We start from the raw sequence: 16,249 nt of genomic DNA, 5'->3' as shown, positions 1-16,249 counted from the left end.
GCTCCTTCCCGCTGGCTCCAATGCCCTCGCTCGATCCCTTCTAACACCACTAACCGGTCCCGGTCCCGCTGACTCAACCTCAGTTCCTCTTTTCTCATCCCCCAAGCTTCTACCACCTAAAGCGGAACTTTCTACTTTGCTCATACCGGAACTTCTCACTTTGCAGCGACACTCCCGCCGATTTTGCTTGACTTAGTAGGCTAGCTATGGTAGCCTTGTTCAACAGCGAAGGTTTAGGCGCAGGATCAGGGAATGAAACGCGGTGTTTGTAGCGCACGATCCATGGTTGGCCCGGTGGTTTTCGCAGTGGCGGGTGATGAATGCGTGTCGGTAACGAGCGAATTTTTGTAGTCCTCAAAAAGCCATTTTTCGCGCTGGTTTTGAGGCAAATGGGACAAAAATCACGTTTTTTGAAAAACGAACCGGAGAGGTTGTTGGAAACAAAGGGAAATTGCCAAAAAACGAACCGGAAACGAACCTAAAACAAAGCGGAGAAGTTATTGAAAACACGTAGCTGTGAAAAAAACGAACCGGAACGAACCGGAAAACAAAGCGGGCCATGTTATTGAAAACAAATAAGGGTCAAAAAACGAGCCCGACGTTGCGTGCACCGGTTCGCGGCTGCCTGTAACGACTTATTCTTCCCCCTGCGATTCTTTCGCGCGGCAACTCATGGTTCCGAGCGCCAGGAGTTTGTGTTCGCCGAACCCTGCGCTGTGGTGGTCGAGACATTCAGCTTTTTGAAGTTCATCAACGTGTTACAATTCAGCGCATGGCGGGAAATGGAACGGCCTCAATCCGGGTGATGGGCATTGACCCAGGCCTCAACATCACCGGTTACGGGATCGTCGAGCGTCACCGCCAGGGGACGGCCCTGGTGGAAGCGGGCGTCATCCGCCTGCCGCGAGCGCAGGGCAACAATCTGCCGCTGCGTCTGGAGACGCTGTTCAAGGGCATTCAGGAGGTCGTCGAAGAGTTTCGCCCGGAGGTCGTCTGCCTGGAAGAGGTTTACAGCCACGCCGATTACCCGCAGACCGCGGTCCTGATGGGGCACGCCCGGGGAGTCATCTGCCTGGCGGTGCGCCTGGCTCGAGTGCCGGTGTTCCCTATGCCCGCCAAGCGAATCAAGCAGTCCGTCACCGGCAACGGAAACGCCTCAAAGCTTCAGGTGCAAAGGGCCGTGCAGCAGCACTTCTCACTGCACGCCACGCCGAGGCCGCCGGACGTGGCTGACGCGCTGGCCGTGGCATTATGCTATATGAATACGCTTCGCGCCCCGACCAATGGGCTCCGGCTCAAGGGGGGACGGCTGCGGTAAGACTTTTTGATTACCCGGGCATTTTCCCGCAATCGGCAAAGTTCATTCCAGGAGCACGTCACTGATCTCAGAGGTCACCGGCGAAGTTCTTTATGACCGCATCGCGCGCAATGCCCTGCTGGTGCGCGTCAACTCGCTCTGTTACGAAATTTTCGTGCCTTCGGGCATTGCGGCCCGGCTGCGCCAGGCACCCGAGCACGAGCGTAAAAATCCTCTGACGCTTTACACCATCTACTACATTGACGGAGGAATGGCGGGCGGACATCTGACTCCCAAGCTGGTAGGTTTTCTCGATCCTCTGGACCGCGAGTTTTTTGAGACTTTCACCAAGGTGCCGGGCGTCGGCTTTATGCGGGCGCTCAAGTGCCTGATTCGCCCTCTCAATGAAATTGCCCTGGCCATCGAGCGCGGCGACACCGAACTGCTGAAGAAGCTGCCCTATATCGGCACGAAAACCGCGGAGCGCATCGTGACCGACCTGCGCGGCAAGATGGCGAAATTCGCGCTGGCCCCTGGCAACCAGCCGCTCTCCGTGGAAGCCGAAACCACCTCCGAGCTGAAGATGGAAGCCATCCAGGTGCTCGAGCAGTTGGAGTATTCGCGGTCTGAGGCCCAGCGAATGGCCGCGGAGATTCTGGCGCGTCATAAGAACCTGAAGTCCATTGATGAATTCCTGCGCAAGGTGTTCGAGCAGAAGCAGGAAATCGTAAAGACTGGAAACGCGCTGGGAGACTCGCAAAACTCATAAGAACATGTCCAGAGTTCGACTCGTATCACCGGACTTGATTTCGCAGGACGAAGAGAGTTTCAATCAGACCCTGCGCCCGCCCTCGCTTGAGCAGTACGTAGGGCAGCGCAAGATCGTCGAAAAGCTCTCCATCGCGTTGCAGGCCGCCCGGCAGCGGTCGGAGTCTGCGGAACACACGCTCCTCTACGGTCCGCCCGGCCTGGGCAAGACAACGCTGGCGCACATCATTGCCAACTCCATGGGCGCCAAGATTGTCACCACTTCAGGTCCCGCGCTTGAACGCACCGGCGATCTGATGGGAATCCTCACCAACCTGGGCGAAGGTGACATTCTGTTTATCGATGAGATCCACCGGTTGCCGGTAAACATCGAAGAGTTCCTCTACCCTGCGATGGAGGATTTCAAGGTTGACTTCGTTGTGGACAAGGGAATGTTCGCCAAGACGATCAACGTTCCGCTGAAGCGATTCACCCTGGTGGGGGCAACCACGCGGGCCGGGAGCCTCTCCGCTCCCCTGCGGAACCGCTTCGGCCTCTTCTTCCACCTGGAGTTTTACCCTGTTGAAGACCTGAAGACGATCATCCTGCGTTCGGCTCAAATCCTGGAAGTCCCCATCGACGACGCGGGAGCTACAGAAATCGCCCAGCGGGCGCGGGGCACGCCGCGCATCGCCAACCGCCTGCTGCGACGCGTTCGGGATTATGCTGACGTCAAGTCGGACGGCGCCATCACGCCGGAAGTGGCCTGCCAGGCGCTGACGCTGGAAGGCGTGGATGAACGGGGTCTGGATGAACTCGACCGGAACTTCCTCTCCACCATCATCCGGCTCTACAAGGGAGGGCCGGTGGGCGTGGAGGCGATGGCCGCAACTTTGAATGAAGAAGTAGACACCCTGGTTGATATGGTTGAGCCCTACCTGCTCCAGCTCGGTTTCGTCAGCCGGACACGGAGCGGGCGCATGGCTAACGAGCCGGCGTATCGGCACTTGAAAATGCCGATGCCAGGGCGATCGCAGGGATTGTTTGAAACCTAGGGCAAGGCAGGCGCGCAACCTGAATGCCAACTCATGAAGCGAGTGTTTCTTTCTTTGGGCTCCAATCTCGGCGACCGGTCCGGGAATATCAAAGGGGCGCTTGATGCGCTGGGCGCGGCGGGCATCCAGGTCCGACGGGTGTCCTCGTTCTACCGCACCGAGCCGGTGGAGTTCCGGCAGCAACCGTGGTTTGTAAATTGTGCGGCGGAAGTTGAAACAGAGCTTCTGCCTTTGCAACTGCTGAAGGCTGTTCAGAAGGTGGAACGCGACCTGGGGCGGCGGAGGGCCATCAACAAGGGGCCGCGCAAGATTGACATCGACATCCTGCTCTATGAAAATGTCGTGGTCCGTTCGGCGGCCCTGACTATTCCGCATGAGAGAATGGCCGGGCGAAAATTTGTTCTGGCGCCGCTGCGGGAACTCGATGCCGGCCTCCGGCATCCTGTGACCGAGCGAACGGTGATGGAAATGCTGAATGAAACGCCAGACTCCAGCCAGGTGATTCGCATCGATCCGCAGGACGCCGAGAGCGGCCCATGAGAGTATGCCAGCGCCGCGAGAGTCTGCCTGGGGCATCGAAGATAGACGGACCCATTTCATCAGCAAAGTGTTTCGGGCCATGGCCGGTTTGCCAGCAGCGGCCCGCCTGAATTCATCGAGGGATTGCACGTGGTTAAATCGCCCGCATACGAAAGGCCGCGCTTCATCGCGGTTGAAGGCCCGGTCCGCGTTGGGAAAACCACCCTCGCGGACATCCTTGCCAACCAACTGCGGGCGGACCGCATGCGCGATGTGGACGACAACCCGTTTCTCGAGGCTTTTTACAGCGAGAAGCCCGGTGCAGCGTTTAGCAGCCAGATGTATTTTCTGCTGGAGCGGTTTCGCCAGTTTCGCGCGCTTGATGTTTCGGCTTCAGCCAATCACGTCGTGGTAAGCGATTACATATTTGAGAAGGACAAAATCTTTGCCTATCTCAACCTGAGCGATGCGGAACTGCGACTTTACGAGCAGTATTATCAGATCTTTGCCGAGCAGGTACCGGTCCCCGATCTGGTGATATACTTACAGGCGAAACCGGAGATGCTCAAGAAGCGGATTGAGAAGAAGAAAATTCCGTTTGAGAGCCGCATCTCAGAAGAGTATCTCGAGGCTGTTGTAAACGCCTATGAGCACTTCTTCTTCCGCTATCGATCGAGCAACCTGCTGGTGATTGAAACGTCCGAGATCGACTTTGTCGACCGGAACGAAGATTTGAAGCAGTTGCTCCACCGGCTGACCCAGCCGGTCCGGGGCACGCAGTATTTTTTGCCGCTTGGATCCGCTTCTGCGGACTGAGACGGTCGTCGGCTGTAACACAGGCCGCAGATGCCCTGTGCAGGATGGCGCTGCGGACTGGAATCCAGGCGTTTTCGACCCTCTCGGTCCATTGACAGCCCGATGCGGAGTTTCCCGCGCCGCTCAATGCTTGCGCAGGAGAAACCGGGCTGCGACCGAGAGGTTTTTTGTTTCCAAGGCGCATGCACATCACTGTGCGGAGCGTTGAATTTCGGATAAGGAGGTACTGCCATGGACCCGAAATCACAGGCTGTGAGCAAGGTTACCGTTCCGATCATTCTTGAGCGGAAACTTCGAGGCGAAAAAATCACCTGTCTCACCGCATATGACTATCCGACCGCGCGGCTGGTGGACGAGGCGGGGATTGATGTTCTTCTGGTTGGCGACACGCTGGCCCAGGTGGTGCTGGGCTACGACTCCACTGTGCCCGTCAGCAGTGACGAAATGCTTCATCATTTGCGGGCCGTGCGCAGGGGCGTACGTCGGGCCCTGCTGGTAGCAGATCTGCCTTACGGCTCCTACCACCTGGGCGAGAGGGACACGTTGCGGACGAGTCTGCGTTTCATCAAGCAGGGCGGCGCCGAAGCCATTAAGATCGAAGGCGGCAGAAAGCGCGCCCGCCTGGTCCGCCGCATGGCGAATGCGGAAATCCCTGTCATGGGCCACATCGGCCTCACGCCCCAGTCGGTAAACCGGTTGGGTGGATACGCCGTCCAGGGCCGCACCTTGGAATCGGCCAATGAGCTTTTTGCGGATGCGCAGGCGCTGGAAGATGCCGGCGTTTTCGCCCTGGTGCTGGAGGCGGTCCCGCGTGAACTGGCGGCGATGATCACGCGCCGGCTTCGCATCCCGACGATCGGCATCGGGGCAGGTCCCGATTGCGACGGTCAGGTGCTGGTGTTCCATGATCTTGCCGGGCTCGCCTTCCAACCTCCGGCAAAATTTGTCCGGCCTTATGCGGACCTTCGCCAGACGTTGCACGAGGCCATTTCGAGGTTTAAGGATGACATTGTGGAAGGCCGGTACCCGAGCGACGGAGAGTCTTATCACTGCCCGCTGGCCATCCTGGAGCAGTTTGAGAAGGAGTTTCTCGGCCAGCCGCGGGCCTGAGTAGAGTGCATAACTTACCACGGGCAGCGGCCTGCTGGGGATTACAAAATAAGAGGACAACGGTCGTGGCGCCGCCGTCCCGGCGGTACTTTCCTGGGCCGGCAAGATGCCGGCGCTACGCAAGTCCGGCAGGGTATTATGCATTCCTCATTGGGTCCTATATGGAAATTCGCCATCGGTGCGAACAGTGACTGCGTGGGTCAACCCCCGAAGCTGGTACGCTCAAAACGCTTATGCGCCTGATTACTTCTGTCAGCGAAATGAAGGCCCTGACGCGAGAAACCCGGTCTCGTGGCAAATCTGTGGGACTGGTCCCTACGATGGGCGCTTTGCACAAGGGACATATGAGCCTGGTGCGCCAGGCAAAGCAGCAATGCGACGTCGTGGTGGTTTCAGTTTTTGTGAACCCTGCACAGTTCGGGCCAGGCGAAGACCTGGAACGCTATCCGCGCGATCTCGATCAGGATTTCCAGTTGCTCAGTTCCTACAACATCGACACTGCCTTCGCTCCATCCGCGGACGAAATGTATCCCGACGGATTCCAGACCTTTGTGGAGCCAGGCCCTCTGGCGCGGGTATTTGAGGGCGACTCGCGCCCGAGGCACTTCCGCGGGGTTGCAACGGTGGTGGTGAAGCTATTCAACATCGTGCAGCCGGATATGGCGTATTTCGGCCAGAAGGATTTCCAGCAGGCAATTGTAATCCGTCGCCTGGTGGAGGACCTCAACCTGAACACCCGGCTGGTGGTTTGTCCCATCGTGAGGGACGAAGACGGGCTGGCCGTCAGCTCCCGCAATGCTTATTTCAAACCATCCCAGCGCCAGTCAGCACTGACGCTTTCCAGAAGCCTTAGGACGGCTGAGGATCTGGTGCATGCCGGCGAATCGGACGCGGGCAGAGTCCTGGAGGAAATGCGCCGCGTGTTGGACGCTGACCCCCGGATAAAAATTGACTACCTCGAGATTGTCAACCCCGTTTCCTTTGAGCCAATGCCCCGCGTCACCTCTGGCGCGATTGCACTGCTCGCAGCCTACGTTGACCGCGTGAGGCTGATCGACAACACGATCCTGGGACCCATCAGAACATCTAAGGAAGACCGCCTGCAAATGGCGCTCGCCGCCCCCGTTGTCACTACGACGGAAGCCAGAGCCCCGGGCATCGACACCGAAGCGGTTATTCACAAGGTTGAGGGGTGCCGGGATTGCGCCGCCATTTCGACCATCCTGCTTCCACCGCGCGAATTCATGGCCAGCTATATCAAGCGGGACTACCCCGATCTCAGCACCATACGGACCGCCGTTATTGGACGCCACTCAACGGCCAGACCTGACAACTCTTTTTACCGTAACAGCGGACGGGCCAACCGTTTTGTCACCGCCCTCTATGACCTGCTCGGGATAGACGATTTTGCGGAATTTAAGCAGCGGTTTATCCTCACTGACATTATCCGCTGCCATGCTTCCGGCCCTCGCCTTCCCGAGAAGGCGATGCGGAACTGCTCGAGGCACTTGCGCAACGAGATTTCCCTTTTCCCCAATCTTGAAAGGCTGGTGGTGCTGGGTGAGGATGCTTACCTGGGAGTCCAACGATTTCTGCTGGAGCGCGACCCCAGTGAGATTCAGCCCTTCTCCAGCTTTATCGGGTCCAATGGATGGGTGGAGGAAAACGCGCAAATTCCAAGCCTGGACAACCGGTCAATCAAAATATATTACTGCCATCATCCATCGCTCGGCTACGAACGAAGTCCGTCTTTAGCCTCGGCTCTCGTCTGACAACTTGTTTCGAAGGCTCATAACTTCAACGCGGCCAGCACCTGCCCAATGTGCCCGTCAACCTGCACGCGGGGGAACACGGTTTTCACTCTCCCCCGCTGATCGATGATATAAGTCGACCGGACGATGCCCAGGCTTTTCTTCCCGTAAAGGGTTTTCTCCTGCCACACACCGTAGGCCTGAAGCGTCTTATGGTCACCGTCGCACGCAAGGGGGAAATTTAATTGATGTTTGTCCCTGAATTCGGCCAGCTTTTCCGGGGAATCGGCGCTCATCCCCATGACCTTCGCGCCGAGCTTGTCCAGTTCTCTTTTGGCATCACGAAACTCGTGAGCTTCTCGCGTTCAACCCGGCGTATCAGCTTTAGGGAAGAAAAAGAGGACCAGGGCGGCGCCTTTATAATCGCTCAACTTGACTGGCTGCCCGGAATCGGATGGAAGAGAAAAGGCCGGCGCCTTGTCACCAACTTTCAGCATGTTCAACTCCTCTCATGGACGAAGTCCCCAATTTATTTGGGCTCGCGTGCGCGGGCCTTCGAGGTTGTTTTATCGCCGGATTCCACCACGCCTGCTTTCGGTGTGCCCTCGGTATTCAGCATTGATTCATAAGCCGCCCGGTATTGTTGATTGCCGGGGTCAAGCTTTTGAGCAACCTGGAACTGCGTCTGCGCCTGCTTCCAGTCGCCCGCAGCCTTCAGCGCTAATCCGAGGTTGTAGTGCCCAGCGGCATCGTTCGGTTTGAGACGCAAAACTTCTCCGTACTCAAAAATTGCCCCATTCCAGTTCTTCATTTGGTAATAGGCCGCGGCAAGGTTGTTGTGCGCCGTCGAGTAATCGGGATTCAAATGGATGGCGCGCTGATACTGCTTGAGGGCTTCGGCGACGCTTCCTTCCTGTTGCAGGGCAAGACCCAGGTTGTTGCAGGCCGCAGCATACCTGGGGTCCAGTTCCAGCGCCTTCTGATATTGTTCAACTGCGGCATCGAGGCTGCCAGCCTGCCGCAGCGCGTTTCCGAGATTGTTATAAGGCTGGGCCCAGTCCGGCTTCAGGGCAATGGTATTTCGATACGAGGTCATTGCTCCATCCAGATCGCCTGCCATGGCCAGCGCATTACCCAGATTGTCATGTGCGATGGCCCAGCCCGGCTCCAGGCGAACCGCCGACCTGAACTCCTGGATTGCCGGGTCTAGTTTTCCTTGCTGTGCGTAGGTGAGCCCCAGGTCATTGTGAGCACCGGCATTCTCCGGGTCAATCTGGAGCGCCTTTTCAAACTGCTGGGCTGCGCCGCTCAGATTTCCCTGCGCTCGAAGCAAGGTCCCGAGATTGTAGCGCGCCTCGGCATATCCAGGATCAAGACGGATAGCACGGAGATACTCAAGCATGGCGCTGCTTGGCTTGCGTTCCTGTCCGTACCCACTGCCCAGGGCGTTGTGTGCCTCCGGCCAATTTGGCTCCAGGCTGATCGCCTTCTTGTAGCGAACCACGGCCTCGCTCAGCGACCCACTCTTCTGCAGTTTTTGTCCGGCCGCGTACTGTTCTTGCGCTGCCGCGCTCCATTTTACGCTGGAATGGCGTACCGTTGTTTTTTGGCCCGTCGTATTAGCGCTGCGGGTCGTGCGGGTGTCACGATGATGATGCTGGCGCGCCGCACTACCCGTTTTCCTGGCTTGCGACACACCGGCCCGGCCCACAGCAAGAGCGGAGGGGACCACGAGCCCCATCGTAATCGCCCAAATAAGAATCGATCTTGAACGCATGGAACAGCAGCCCGCTAACCCGCCAGCGTCAGGGAAGTTCAGTTCCGCGCGCCAGGCGCAGCGCTTCGTTATCGGGAAAGCTCTTTCTTAAGGACGTCCTGCACCAGTTGCGGCTGCGCCTGCCCCCGCGTGGCCTTCATCATCTGGCCCACAAACCATCCGATCGTGGCCGTTTTGCCTTGCCGGTATTGTTCAGTCTGTTTAGGATTGGCGGCAATTATTCCGCGTGCTATCTCAGCAAGTTTGACCGGATCAGCAATTTGCTCGAGCCCCCTATCGCTCACGATCTGTTCAGCGGTTTTACCCGTCTCGAACATTTCCGCCAGGACATCCTTGGCCATCTTCCCTGAGATTGAATCCCTGGCCACCAGGTCGATGAGTCGTGCCAGGTTTTCCGCCGTGACCGGGCTGTCCGCAATGGACTTCCCGCTTTCCTGCAGCAAATAACTCCAATCATTCAAAACCCAGTTTGCAGCCAGTTTGGCCTCCCCACAGGCCTTCGCGGTACGCTCAAAGTAGTCTGCCGTGGCCCGTGATGAAGTCAGCAGCGCGGCGTCCTGCCGCGGCAAAGCGTATTCCGTCTGGAACCGAGATTCTCGCACTTGTGGAAGTTCCGGCAGAGATCGCCTGACATCCTCCTTCCATTCGTCCGTCACTACAAGCGGCAGCAGATCAGGCTCAGGGAAATACCGGTAATCATGCGCAAATTCCTTTGAGCGCATGCCGTAGGTGCGTTGCTCACGGCTGTCGAAAAGGCGGGTTTCCTGAAAGATCTCGCCCCCGCTTTCAAGAACTTCAACTTGCCGCTCTACTTCATACGCCAGCGCCTTTTGCAGAAACTTGAATGAGTTCAGGTTCTTTACTTCGGTCTTTATGCCAAACGATCTCGCACCCTTCTTGCGGACGCTGACGTTGGCATCCACCCGGAGACTTCCCTCCTCCATGTTGCAGTCAGATATCTCCAGATAGAGCATCAAGGTCTTCAGGCGGGTGAGATAATCGTAGGCTTCTTCCGGTGAGCGCAGATCGGGCTCGCTTACAATCTCAATTAACGGCACGCCTGAACGGTTGAGGTCGATATAAGTTTTCTCACTCGAATCCGGGAAGCCTTCATGGAGAGACTTGCCTGCATCTTCCTCGATGTGTACCCGCGTGATCCCGACCCTCTTCTTCTCGCCCCCAACTTCGATTTCAATCCAGCCCCCTTCCGAAAGTGGCTCACTGTATTGCGAAATCTGGTATCCCTTGGGGAGGTCCGGATAGAAATAGTTCTTGCGTGCAAAACGGGAGCGCGGGTGGATGCGACAATTGAGCGCCAGCGCCGCCTTCGTAGCCATGGCCGCTGCTTCACGATTCAGGGCCGGCAGGGCGCCGGGCAACCCCAGGCAGACCGGGCAGGTGTTCTGATTGGGGGGGTCTCCGAACTGTGTTGAGCATTTACAAAATATCTTCGAACGAGTAAGGAGCTGAACGTGGACTTCCAGCCCGATGACCGGCTCGTACTTTGCCAGCGTTTCAGGCGATAGAGTTGCCAGGGTGGTCATTCGTACTCCGGTTATTCTCTTTTTGTGAGGAGCCCCGATGGGTCCCGCGCCAAGGGCCATGAACCTGTTGCAAACGATATTATACATTACGCCCCGCGCAAATCCGCGGGCCGAACGCAGCACACCTCCAATTGCGTGGCAACGGAAATGGTCCCCGGAACATCCACTGGATGTACCGCTTCGCAGTTAAAACGGGGCGGCGGCGCGTCCAGAGCTTTAGGACCGATGAATACTTCATTGAGTTCGTTTGGACGGCATGCTTATAATCTGTATTAGAGAGAGGGCCATGCAAAAAGTGAGAACCTTAGGTGAACTGAAGCGATCCGGCTATCGCAGTCAGAGCGTGAAGAATGAGATGCGCGCCAACCTGATCCGTATGCTGCGCGCGGGCCAGGCTATTTTCCCGGGCATCGTGGGTTTTGAAGACACGGTCATCCCGCAGATTTCAAATGCCATTCTTTCACGCCACAATTTCATCCTGCTTGGTCTGCGCGGCCAGGCCAAGAGCAGAATTCTGCGATCGCTCGCTTCCCTGCTGGATGACGAAGTACCGTTCATCGCGGGCTGCGAGATCAATGATGATCCGCTGAATCCCATCTGCCGCGCGTGCCATGAACTGGCCGCAAAGGCAGGCGACGCAGTTCCTATCGACTATTTGCCGCGCGACCAGCGCTACGTCGAGAAACTGGCCACTCCTGACGTCACGATTGCGGACATCATTGGAGACCTCGATCCCATCAAGGCAGCGCGCGGCGGGCACGCTCTCTCGAGCGAATTGACCATCCATTACGGGCTGCTGCCAAGGGCCAACCGCGGTATTTTCGCCATAAACGAACTGCCTGATCTGGCCGGAAAAATCCAGGTTGGGCTATTCAACATTATGCAGGAGGGGGATGTTCAGATTAAGGGCTATCCCGTCCGGCTGCCCCTGGATGTGGTCCTCGTCTTTACAGCCAATCCCGAAGATTACACGGCCCGCGGCAAAATCATTACACCGCTAAAAGACCGGATCGGTTCGGAAATTCGAACTCACTATCCGACGACCCTCGAGCACGGAATCGCCATTACGGCACAGGAGGCCTGGAGCGAACGTGATGGAGCGCTCCGTTTGATTGTGCCGAATTTTATTCGCGAGTTGATTGAGACCATCGCTTTCGAGGCCCGTGAGGAGAAGAAGATCGACAAGCGCAGCGGCGTCAGCCAGCGCATGCCCATTACCTGCCTCGAGAACGTCATCTCCAATGCCGAGCGTCGCGCGCTGACCCGAGGCGAGAAAATCGCTGTGCCCCGCCCTGCTGATATCTATGCCGGTCTGACTTCATTGACCGGAAAATTCGAGCTCGAATATGAGGGCGAACTGAGAGGCGCGGAAAATGTTGCTCGCGACGTCATCCGGCAGGCCAACGCTCGTGTTTTCAAGAAGTACTTTGACGACATACCGCTACACTCTCTGGTCCAATGGTTTGAACTGGGTGGAACACTGAAATATGAGGAAAGCGCCTCCACCGCTGACCTGTATGCGCAATTCAAGAGGATACAGGGGCTTCTGGAAACGACGCAAAAGCTCGGCGTGAAGAGCAAGGACGATCCAGCCTTGCTCGTTTCGGCGGCTGAGTTCATTCTTGAGGGACTGTATGCGCTGAAGAAAATCAGCCGCAACGAGGAACTCGGCTTTCACGTGGAGCACCGGGCCCCGGAACCCGTCGCCGAACAAGACGAAAGGCTTGGGCGCCGCCACCGTTCCTTGAACTGACAGGGAAGAGTGACTGGCACTTTAGCCGGCCGGACCCGGCGGGCAAGTTCATGAAATACATCAAATATGGAAAACATATTCCGGACCCCTTCGAAGGCTTGAGTGCGGAGGACCTGATGCAGATGCTTCAGGACTTCTTCCTCGATAGTGGCTTTTACAACCAGTTTTACGGCGTCTATGAAATGGATTCCGAAAAAACCATGGAGCAACTGCGTCAGGCGCTGCTTGAGGCGCTCGAGCAGAAGGGGATGATTTCGGATGAGCTCCTGGAGGATATGCTGGAAAATCCGCAAGACTCAGCCGTGGCGCAGGCCCTTGACCGACTGCTCCAGCAATTGGCGGAAGAGGGATATGTCTCTATCGAACAACCGCAGCAAGGCGCGGTCACCGAGCCCCGCCCGGGCCATATGGGCCAGGGCGAAGGACAAACCAGATTCGAAATCACAGACAAGGCGTTGGACTTTCTGGGCTTCAAGACACTCAAGGACCTCCTGGGCTCGCTCGGGAAATCAAGCTTTGGCCGTCACGATACTCGTGAGATGGCTACCGGCATCGAGTCTGACGGCTCAAGCCGTCGCTACGAATTCGGCGACACGCTCAACCTGGACGTGAACGCCACGCTCCTTTCGGCCATCGGCCGCAAGGGCCTCACAGTGCCGCTTGAATTGGACTATCAGGACTTGCAGGTTCGACAGTGCGAATACCAAAGCTCCTGCGCCACGGTCCTGATGCTTGACTGCAGCCACAGCATGATCCTTTACGGGGAGGACCGCTTTACTCCTGCCAAGAAAGTAGCCATGGCTCTGACCCACCTGATCCGGACGCAATTTCCAGGCGACACCCTTCACATGGTTCTCTTTCACGATTCGGCAGAGGAAATTCCCCTGCAGCAACTGGCGCGTGTGAAGGTCGGCCCCTATTACACCAACACTCGTGAAGGCCTGCGACTCGCACAGCGCATTTTGTCACGACAACGCAAAGACATGCGCCAGATCGTGATGATCACCGACGGAAAGCCCTCTGCGTTGACCCTGGAGGACGGGCGGATTTATAAGAACGCTTTCGGCCTCGATCCCCTGGTCGTCTCTGAAACTCTGCACGAAGTTGTTCGCTGCCGCAGGAACGGAATCCTGATCAATACCTTTATGCTGGCTTCTGATTATGGTCTTGTAAACTTCGTGCAGAAAATCACGGAGATATGCCGCGGAAAGGCCTACTTCACTACTCCTTATACACTTGGCCAGTATTTATTAATGGATTACATGAAGAAAAAATCCAAACACATCCATTAGTCTGAAGGCCGGACTTCTCTTGCCAGTCTGCGCTCTGCCCAACGGAAGAGTCGTTGCCAATGATCCATTAGGATCGCAGCAGGCGCTTACGCTGGCTCTGACGCTTCTTCACTGACACGTTTCTTATGTTTGGGAGGTTTTTTGCGCCGACTCTCTTCTCGTTGCGTGGGCGGAGGCGTCCCGGCGCGCTCCCGAGCTCGCCGCTTGGCTTCCTTCCAGCTTTGATATAGTTCTTTCTTTGGCGGCTTGCTGGGGCTCATGCGGATGAAGTCTCTCGCGGCGGGCTGGCGTCCTGCCGTTGGGCGCGCCTATAAGTGCTTGGCGGAAGTGTGTCGGAATCGAACCGACCGATCCACCAAAGGCAGATCCACAGGATTTGAAGTCCCGGGCGGACACCAGCCCACATGCACTTCCGGTTTGATTCTAAATGCGCTGTTCATTGTCGTCAACGCGACGATTGCCCGCCAGCAGATGCGGAAGCAGAGCTGCACCTGTTGCTATAAGCGGTAGTCGTATGCCATCAGGGGCATTGAGGTTTGCGAAATCTAAATCGACCTCCCGAAAGATCCGCGCCACTGCACGAATTCTTATACTCCGCGCTTTCCGCGTCAGACCGTAATCACTTGATCGAGCAGTTGGCTGACGGCCCGGTGGGCTTCGCCGATGGCTGTGCGATGATCGGGCGCCCCGGAGAGGTCAGTGTTGGCAAAGACAATTCTGCCAAACGGAGCCGCGCGGAGGATCTGCCTCGGCGCAGGCTTTCCATCGCGGCCGAAAAAGAATCCTGGCTGCGGGCTGACGTAAGCGTGCCCCCAACGGTTCAAGACGATTCCTGCAATATCCTTTTGCGGATTAAAACCTGTCTGCGAAAACATATCTGAAAGTTGTTCGCGAATCCTCTGCTCGTATTGCTGGAACGAGGTTGACAGCAACTCCGCGCGGCCGAGGTTGCCCTGTTCCTCGAGCGACCGGCCGGGGTGTGGGTAGAGGACCTTCAAGGTAAGGACGACCGGTGAGTCTGGACCAATCGTTGTAGAGTCCGTGGAGAAGGTGGGAACTTTGCGGACCGCCATAAAACTGCCCAAGCCCTCGAACCATTGGCAACCCGAGATACCCATCTTGTACAGAAACCGCCAGTTGCGTACGGCGATGTTTGCCATCATGCAAGGCGAGCGGTAAAACTGATCATAGGCCTGACGCTGCAGAGGCGGCAGATCGCGCACAATGTGCTTCGTGGTCCAACACCCTCCGGCCATCACTACCGAACGGGCCTTCAGCCGGTAAAGCTTGCCGCCTCGCGTATAGGCGATCGTGACGAAATTCGAGTTGGCAGCGTCGCCATCGTGTTTCACCCAAACCACCGTGCTGTCCAAACGAACTCTCGCAGGCTGCCCCGGCCGGTCAAGCGCGGAGAAATTGATTTTATTGCGGCATACCGCTTCGAGCGTGCGAGGGCCGGATATCGATTGCGGGAGCAGCGTCTTGATCATTTGCCGCGCAATCCCGGCGTTTCCTCCAGGGAACGAATGATTTTGATCCACATTATTCAATGGATGCAACTCTGTGAAGGCGTAAAGGCAGTAGGCGGAGAGCACATCCGGCCCTCCGCCGAAGCCGCCTCCTTCTTCTGCCATAAACGTTTCGATGGTCTTATCACTCAGGCCATAAGTGTCCATCAGGTGCTGCTGGATCGTCACGCTGTCAAGCTGTCGCGATTTTTCATCGCCAGGAAAATCAATTGGCGGTCCGTCTTTCCGTGCTCCGTTGTAACGAAGGAGCTCCGCGCGCATGTTTGCCGGGATTGGCGCGCCCTCAAGCTTCTTTTTCCAGGGATCAATCAACCAAACACCAGGCTCCTTGCCGAATTTCGCTCCGAAATAGAACGCTAGCGGCGGTTTTGCATCCTCAAAGCTCGTGCCCAGCGGAAGCTCAGGACAGGATTTGGTCCATTCCTGGTATTTGAAGCTGCGCCAGTCCAGTCCGATCAAGTCGTAGAACCTGGCAATGAAGCTATGGGGATAAGGGACCTGGAAGTGATCTGATCCCTGCGGGCCCATGATGCGCTGCCCGTCAACGATGAATTCGTTCCGTTTCGCTTCGCCACCAAAAACAGGATGATTTTCGAGGACCAGGCACGTGAGCTTCGAGGCCCCGTATTTCTGAAGGAATAGAGCTGCCGCCAGCCCGCTCAGCCCTCCTCCGACCACAACACAATCGAAGATTTCGTTCGTGTCAATCGCGTCCGAGGATAAAGAATCAAGCACACGGTCGCGGATTTGGTGGCCAGAGGTCATGACCTCATAGGTGTTGCCATTGGAGCTGGCGTAATCACCTACGCCCCCGTAGCCAGTCCATTCATCGCGGGCAAGAAGTTGAGCGGGGCTCAGGGAGCCCAACAGCAGGCTGCCGGACGCCAATAGCGTCGAATTCAAAAAGTCGCGCCGACAGATCGGTTGGTCCATTCCCAACGACTTTCCCGGTGCGGGCTTTTTTTGATTTGAAGACATTGATTTGAACTCCTCGACTTCCCAGAATTGCTTGATTTTTTGAGGGAACTGAGCCTCGTAACCTGGATTCAGTTTCGATGT

General features: G+C 56.9%; 12 protein-coding genes, 1 tRNA gene and 1 pseudogene. 9 read left to right on the top strand and 5 right to left on the bottom strand.

Annotation, left to right across the window (positions count from 1 at the left end):
- Window positions 1-772 precede the first annotated feature (772 nt).
- The 7 genes and pseudogenes from ruvC to panC all read left to right on the top strand — a co-directional run bounded on the left by ruvC (window position 773) and on the right by panC (window position 6,617).
- The gene (gene ruvC, locus VFQ24_06045; GenBank protein ID HET9177902.1) at window positions 773-1,318 is read left to right on the top strand and encodes a crossover junction endodeoxyribonuclease RuvC; all 546 of its coding nucleotides are present in this window, start codon (window positions 773-775) and stop codon (window positions 1,316-1,318) included.
- Window positions 1,319-1,349: 31 nt separating this feature from the next.
- Window positions 1,350-2,066 (top strand): Holliday junction branch migration protein RuvA, encoded by a 717-nt coding sequence (ruvA, locus tag VFQ24_06040; protein HET9177901.1) that lies wholly within the window; start codon window positions 1,350-1,352, stop codon window positions 2,064-2,066.
- A 4-nt stretch (window positions 2,067-2,070) separates the two neighbouring features.
- On the top strand, window positions 2,071-3,099 hold the full coding sequence (gene ruvB / locus VFQ24_06035) for a Holliday junction branch migration DNA helicase RuvB (GenBank protein HET9177900.1): 1,029 nt from the start codon (window positions 2,071-2,073) through the stop codon (window positions 3,097-3,099).
- 33 nt (window positions 3,100-3,132) lie between these two features.
- Window positions 3,133-3,639 carry a 2-amino-4-hydroxy-6-hydroxymethyldihydropteridine diphosphokinase gene (gene folK, locus VFQ24_06030; GenBank protein HET9177899.1) on the top strand — a complete coding sequence of 169 codons (507 nt, stop codon included), beginning with the start codon at window positions 3,133-3,135 and terminating at the stop codon, window positions 3,637-3,639.
- Window positions 3,640-3,768: 129 nt separating this feature from the next.
- Entirely contained in the window at window positions 3,769-4,434 is a 666-nt protein-coding gene (locus VFQ24_06025) for a deoxynucleoside kinase (GenBank protein ID HET9177898.1), read from the top strand.
- A gap of 231 nt (window positions 4,435-4,665) precedes the next feature.
- Window positions 4,666-5,544, top strand: coding sequence for a 3-methyl-2-oxobutanoate hydroxymethyltransferase (gene panB / locus VFQ24_06020; GenBank protein ID HET9177897.1), 879 nt, complete (start codon window positions 4,666-4,668; stop codon window positions 5,542-5,544).
- Window positions 5,545-5,777: 233 nt separating this feature from the next.
- Window positions 5,778-6,617, top strand: a pseudogene (panC, locus tag VFQ24_06015) (pantoate--beta-alanine ligase).
- A 716-nt stretch (window positions 6,618-7,333) separates the two neighbouring features.
- On the opposite strand, the gene bcp reads toward panC, so the two are convergent.
- The 3 genes from bcp to gatB all read right to left on the bottom strand — a co-directional run bounded on the left by bcp (window position 7,334) and on the right by gatB (window position 10,616).
- A complete protein-coding gene (gene bcp / locus VFQ24_06010) occupies window positions 7,334-7,792 on the bottom strand; it encodes a thioredoxin-dependent thiol peroxidase (protein ID HET9177896.1) in 459 nt (152 codons plus the stop codon).
- 32 nt (window positions 7,793-7,824) lie between these two features.
- Window positions 7,825-9,072: a tetratricopeptide repeat protein gene (locus VFQ24_06005; GenBank protein HET9177895.1), complete on the bottom strand. Its 1,248-nt coding sequence runs from the start codon at window positions 9,070-9,072 to the stop codon at window positions 7,825-7,827.
- 68 nt (window positions 9,073-9,140) lie between these two features.
- The gene (gatB, locus tag VFQ24_06000) at window positions 9,141-10,616 is read right to left on the bottom strand and encodes an Asp-tRNA(Asn)/Glu-tRNA(Gln) amidotransferase subunit GatB (GenBank protein HET9177894.1); all 1,476 of its coding nucleotides are present in this window, start codon (window positions 10,614-10,616) and stop codon (window positions 9,141-9,143) included.
- A 286-nt stretch (window positions 10,617-10,902) separates the two neighbouring features.
- Between gatB and VFQ24_05995 the strand changes: the two genes are divergently transcribed.
- The gene (locus VFQ24_05995; GenBank protein HET9177893.1) at window positions 10,903-12,369 is read left to right on the top strand and encodes a magnesium chelatase; all 1,467 of its coding nucleotides are present in this window, start codon (window positions 10,903-10,905) and stop codon (window positions 12,367-12,369) included.
- Between the two features lie 50 nt (window positions 12,370-12,419).
- Entirely contained in the window at window positions 12,420-13,661 is a 1,242-nt protein-coding gene (locus VFQ24_05990) for a VWA domain-containing protein (protein ID HET9177892.1), read from the top strand.
- A 319-nt stretch (window positions 13,662-13,980) separates the two neighbouring features.
- On the opposite strand, the gene VFQ24_05985 is transcribed toward VFQ24_05990, so the two are convergent.
- Both VFQ24_05985 and VFQ24_05980 read right to left on the bottom strand, forming a co-directional pair.
- A tRNA-Sec gene (locus VFQ24_05985) sits at window positions 13,981-14,075 on the bottom strand.
- Window positions 14,076-14,269: 194 nt separating this feature from the next.
- Window positions 14,270-16,123, bottom strand: coding sequence for an NAD(P)-binding protein (locus tag VFQ24_05980; GenBank protein ID HET9177891.1), 1,854 nt, complete (start codon window positions 16,121-16,123; stop codon window positions 14,270-14,272).
- Between the last annotated feature and the right edge of the window lie 126 nt (window positions 16,124-16,249).

This window comes from Terriglobia bacterium, from assembly GCA_035712365.1.
Classification (GTDB): Bacteria; Acidobacteriota; Terriglobia; order UBA7540; family UBA7540; genus SCRD01.
This window is presented reverse-complemented; position numbering and strand designations above follow the sequence as displayed.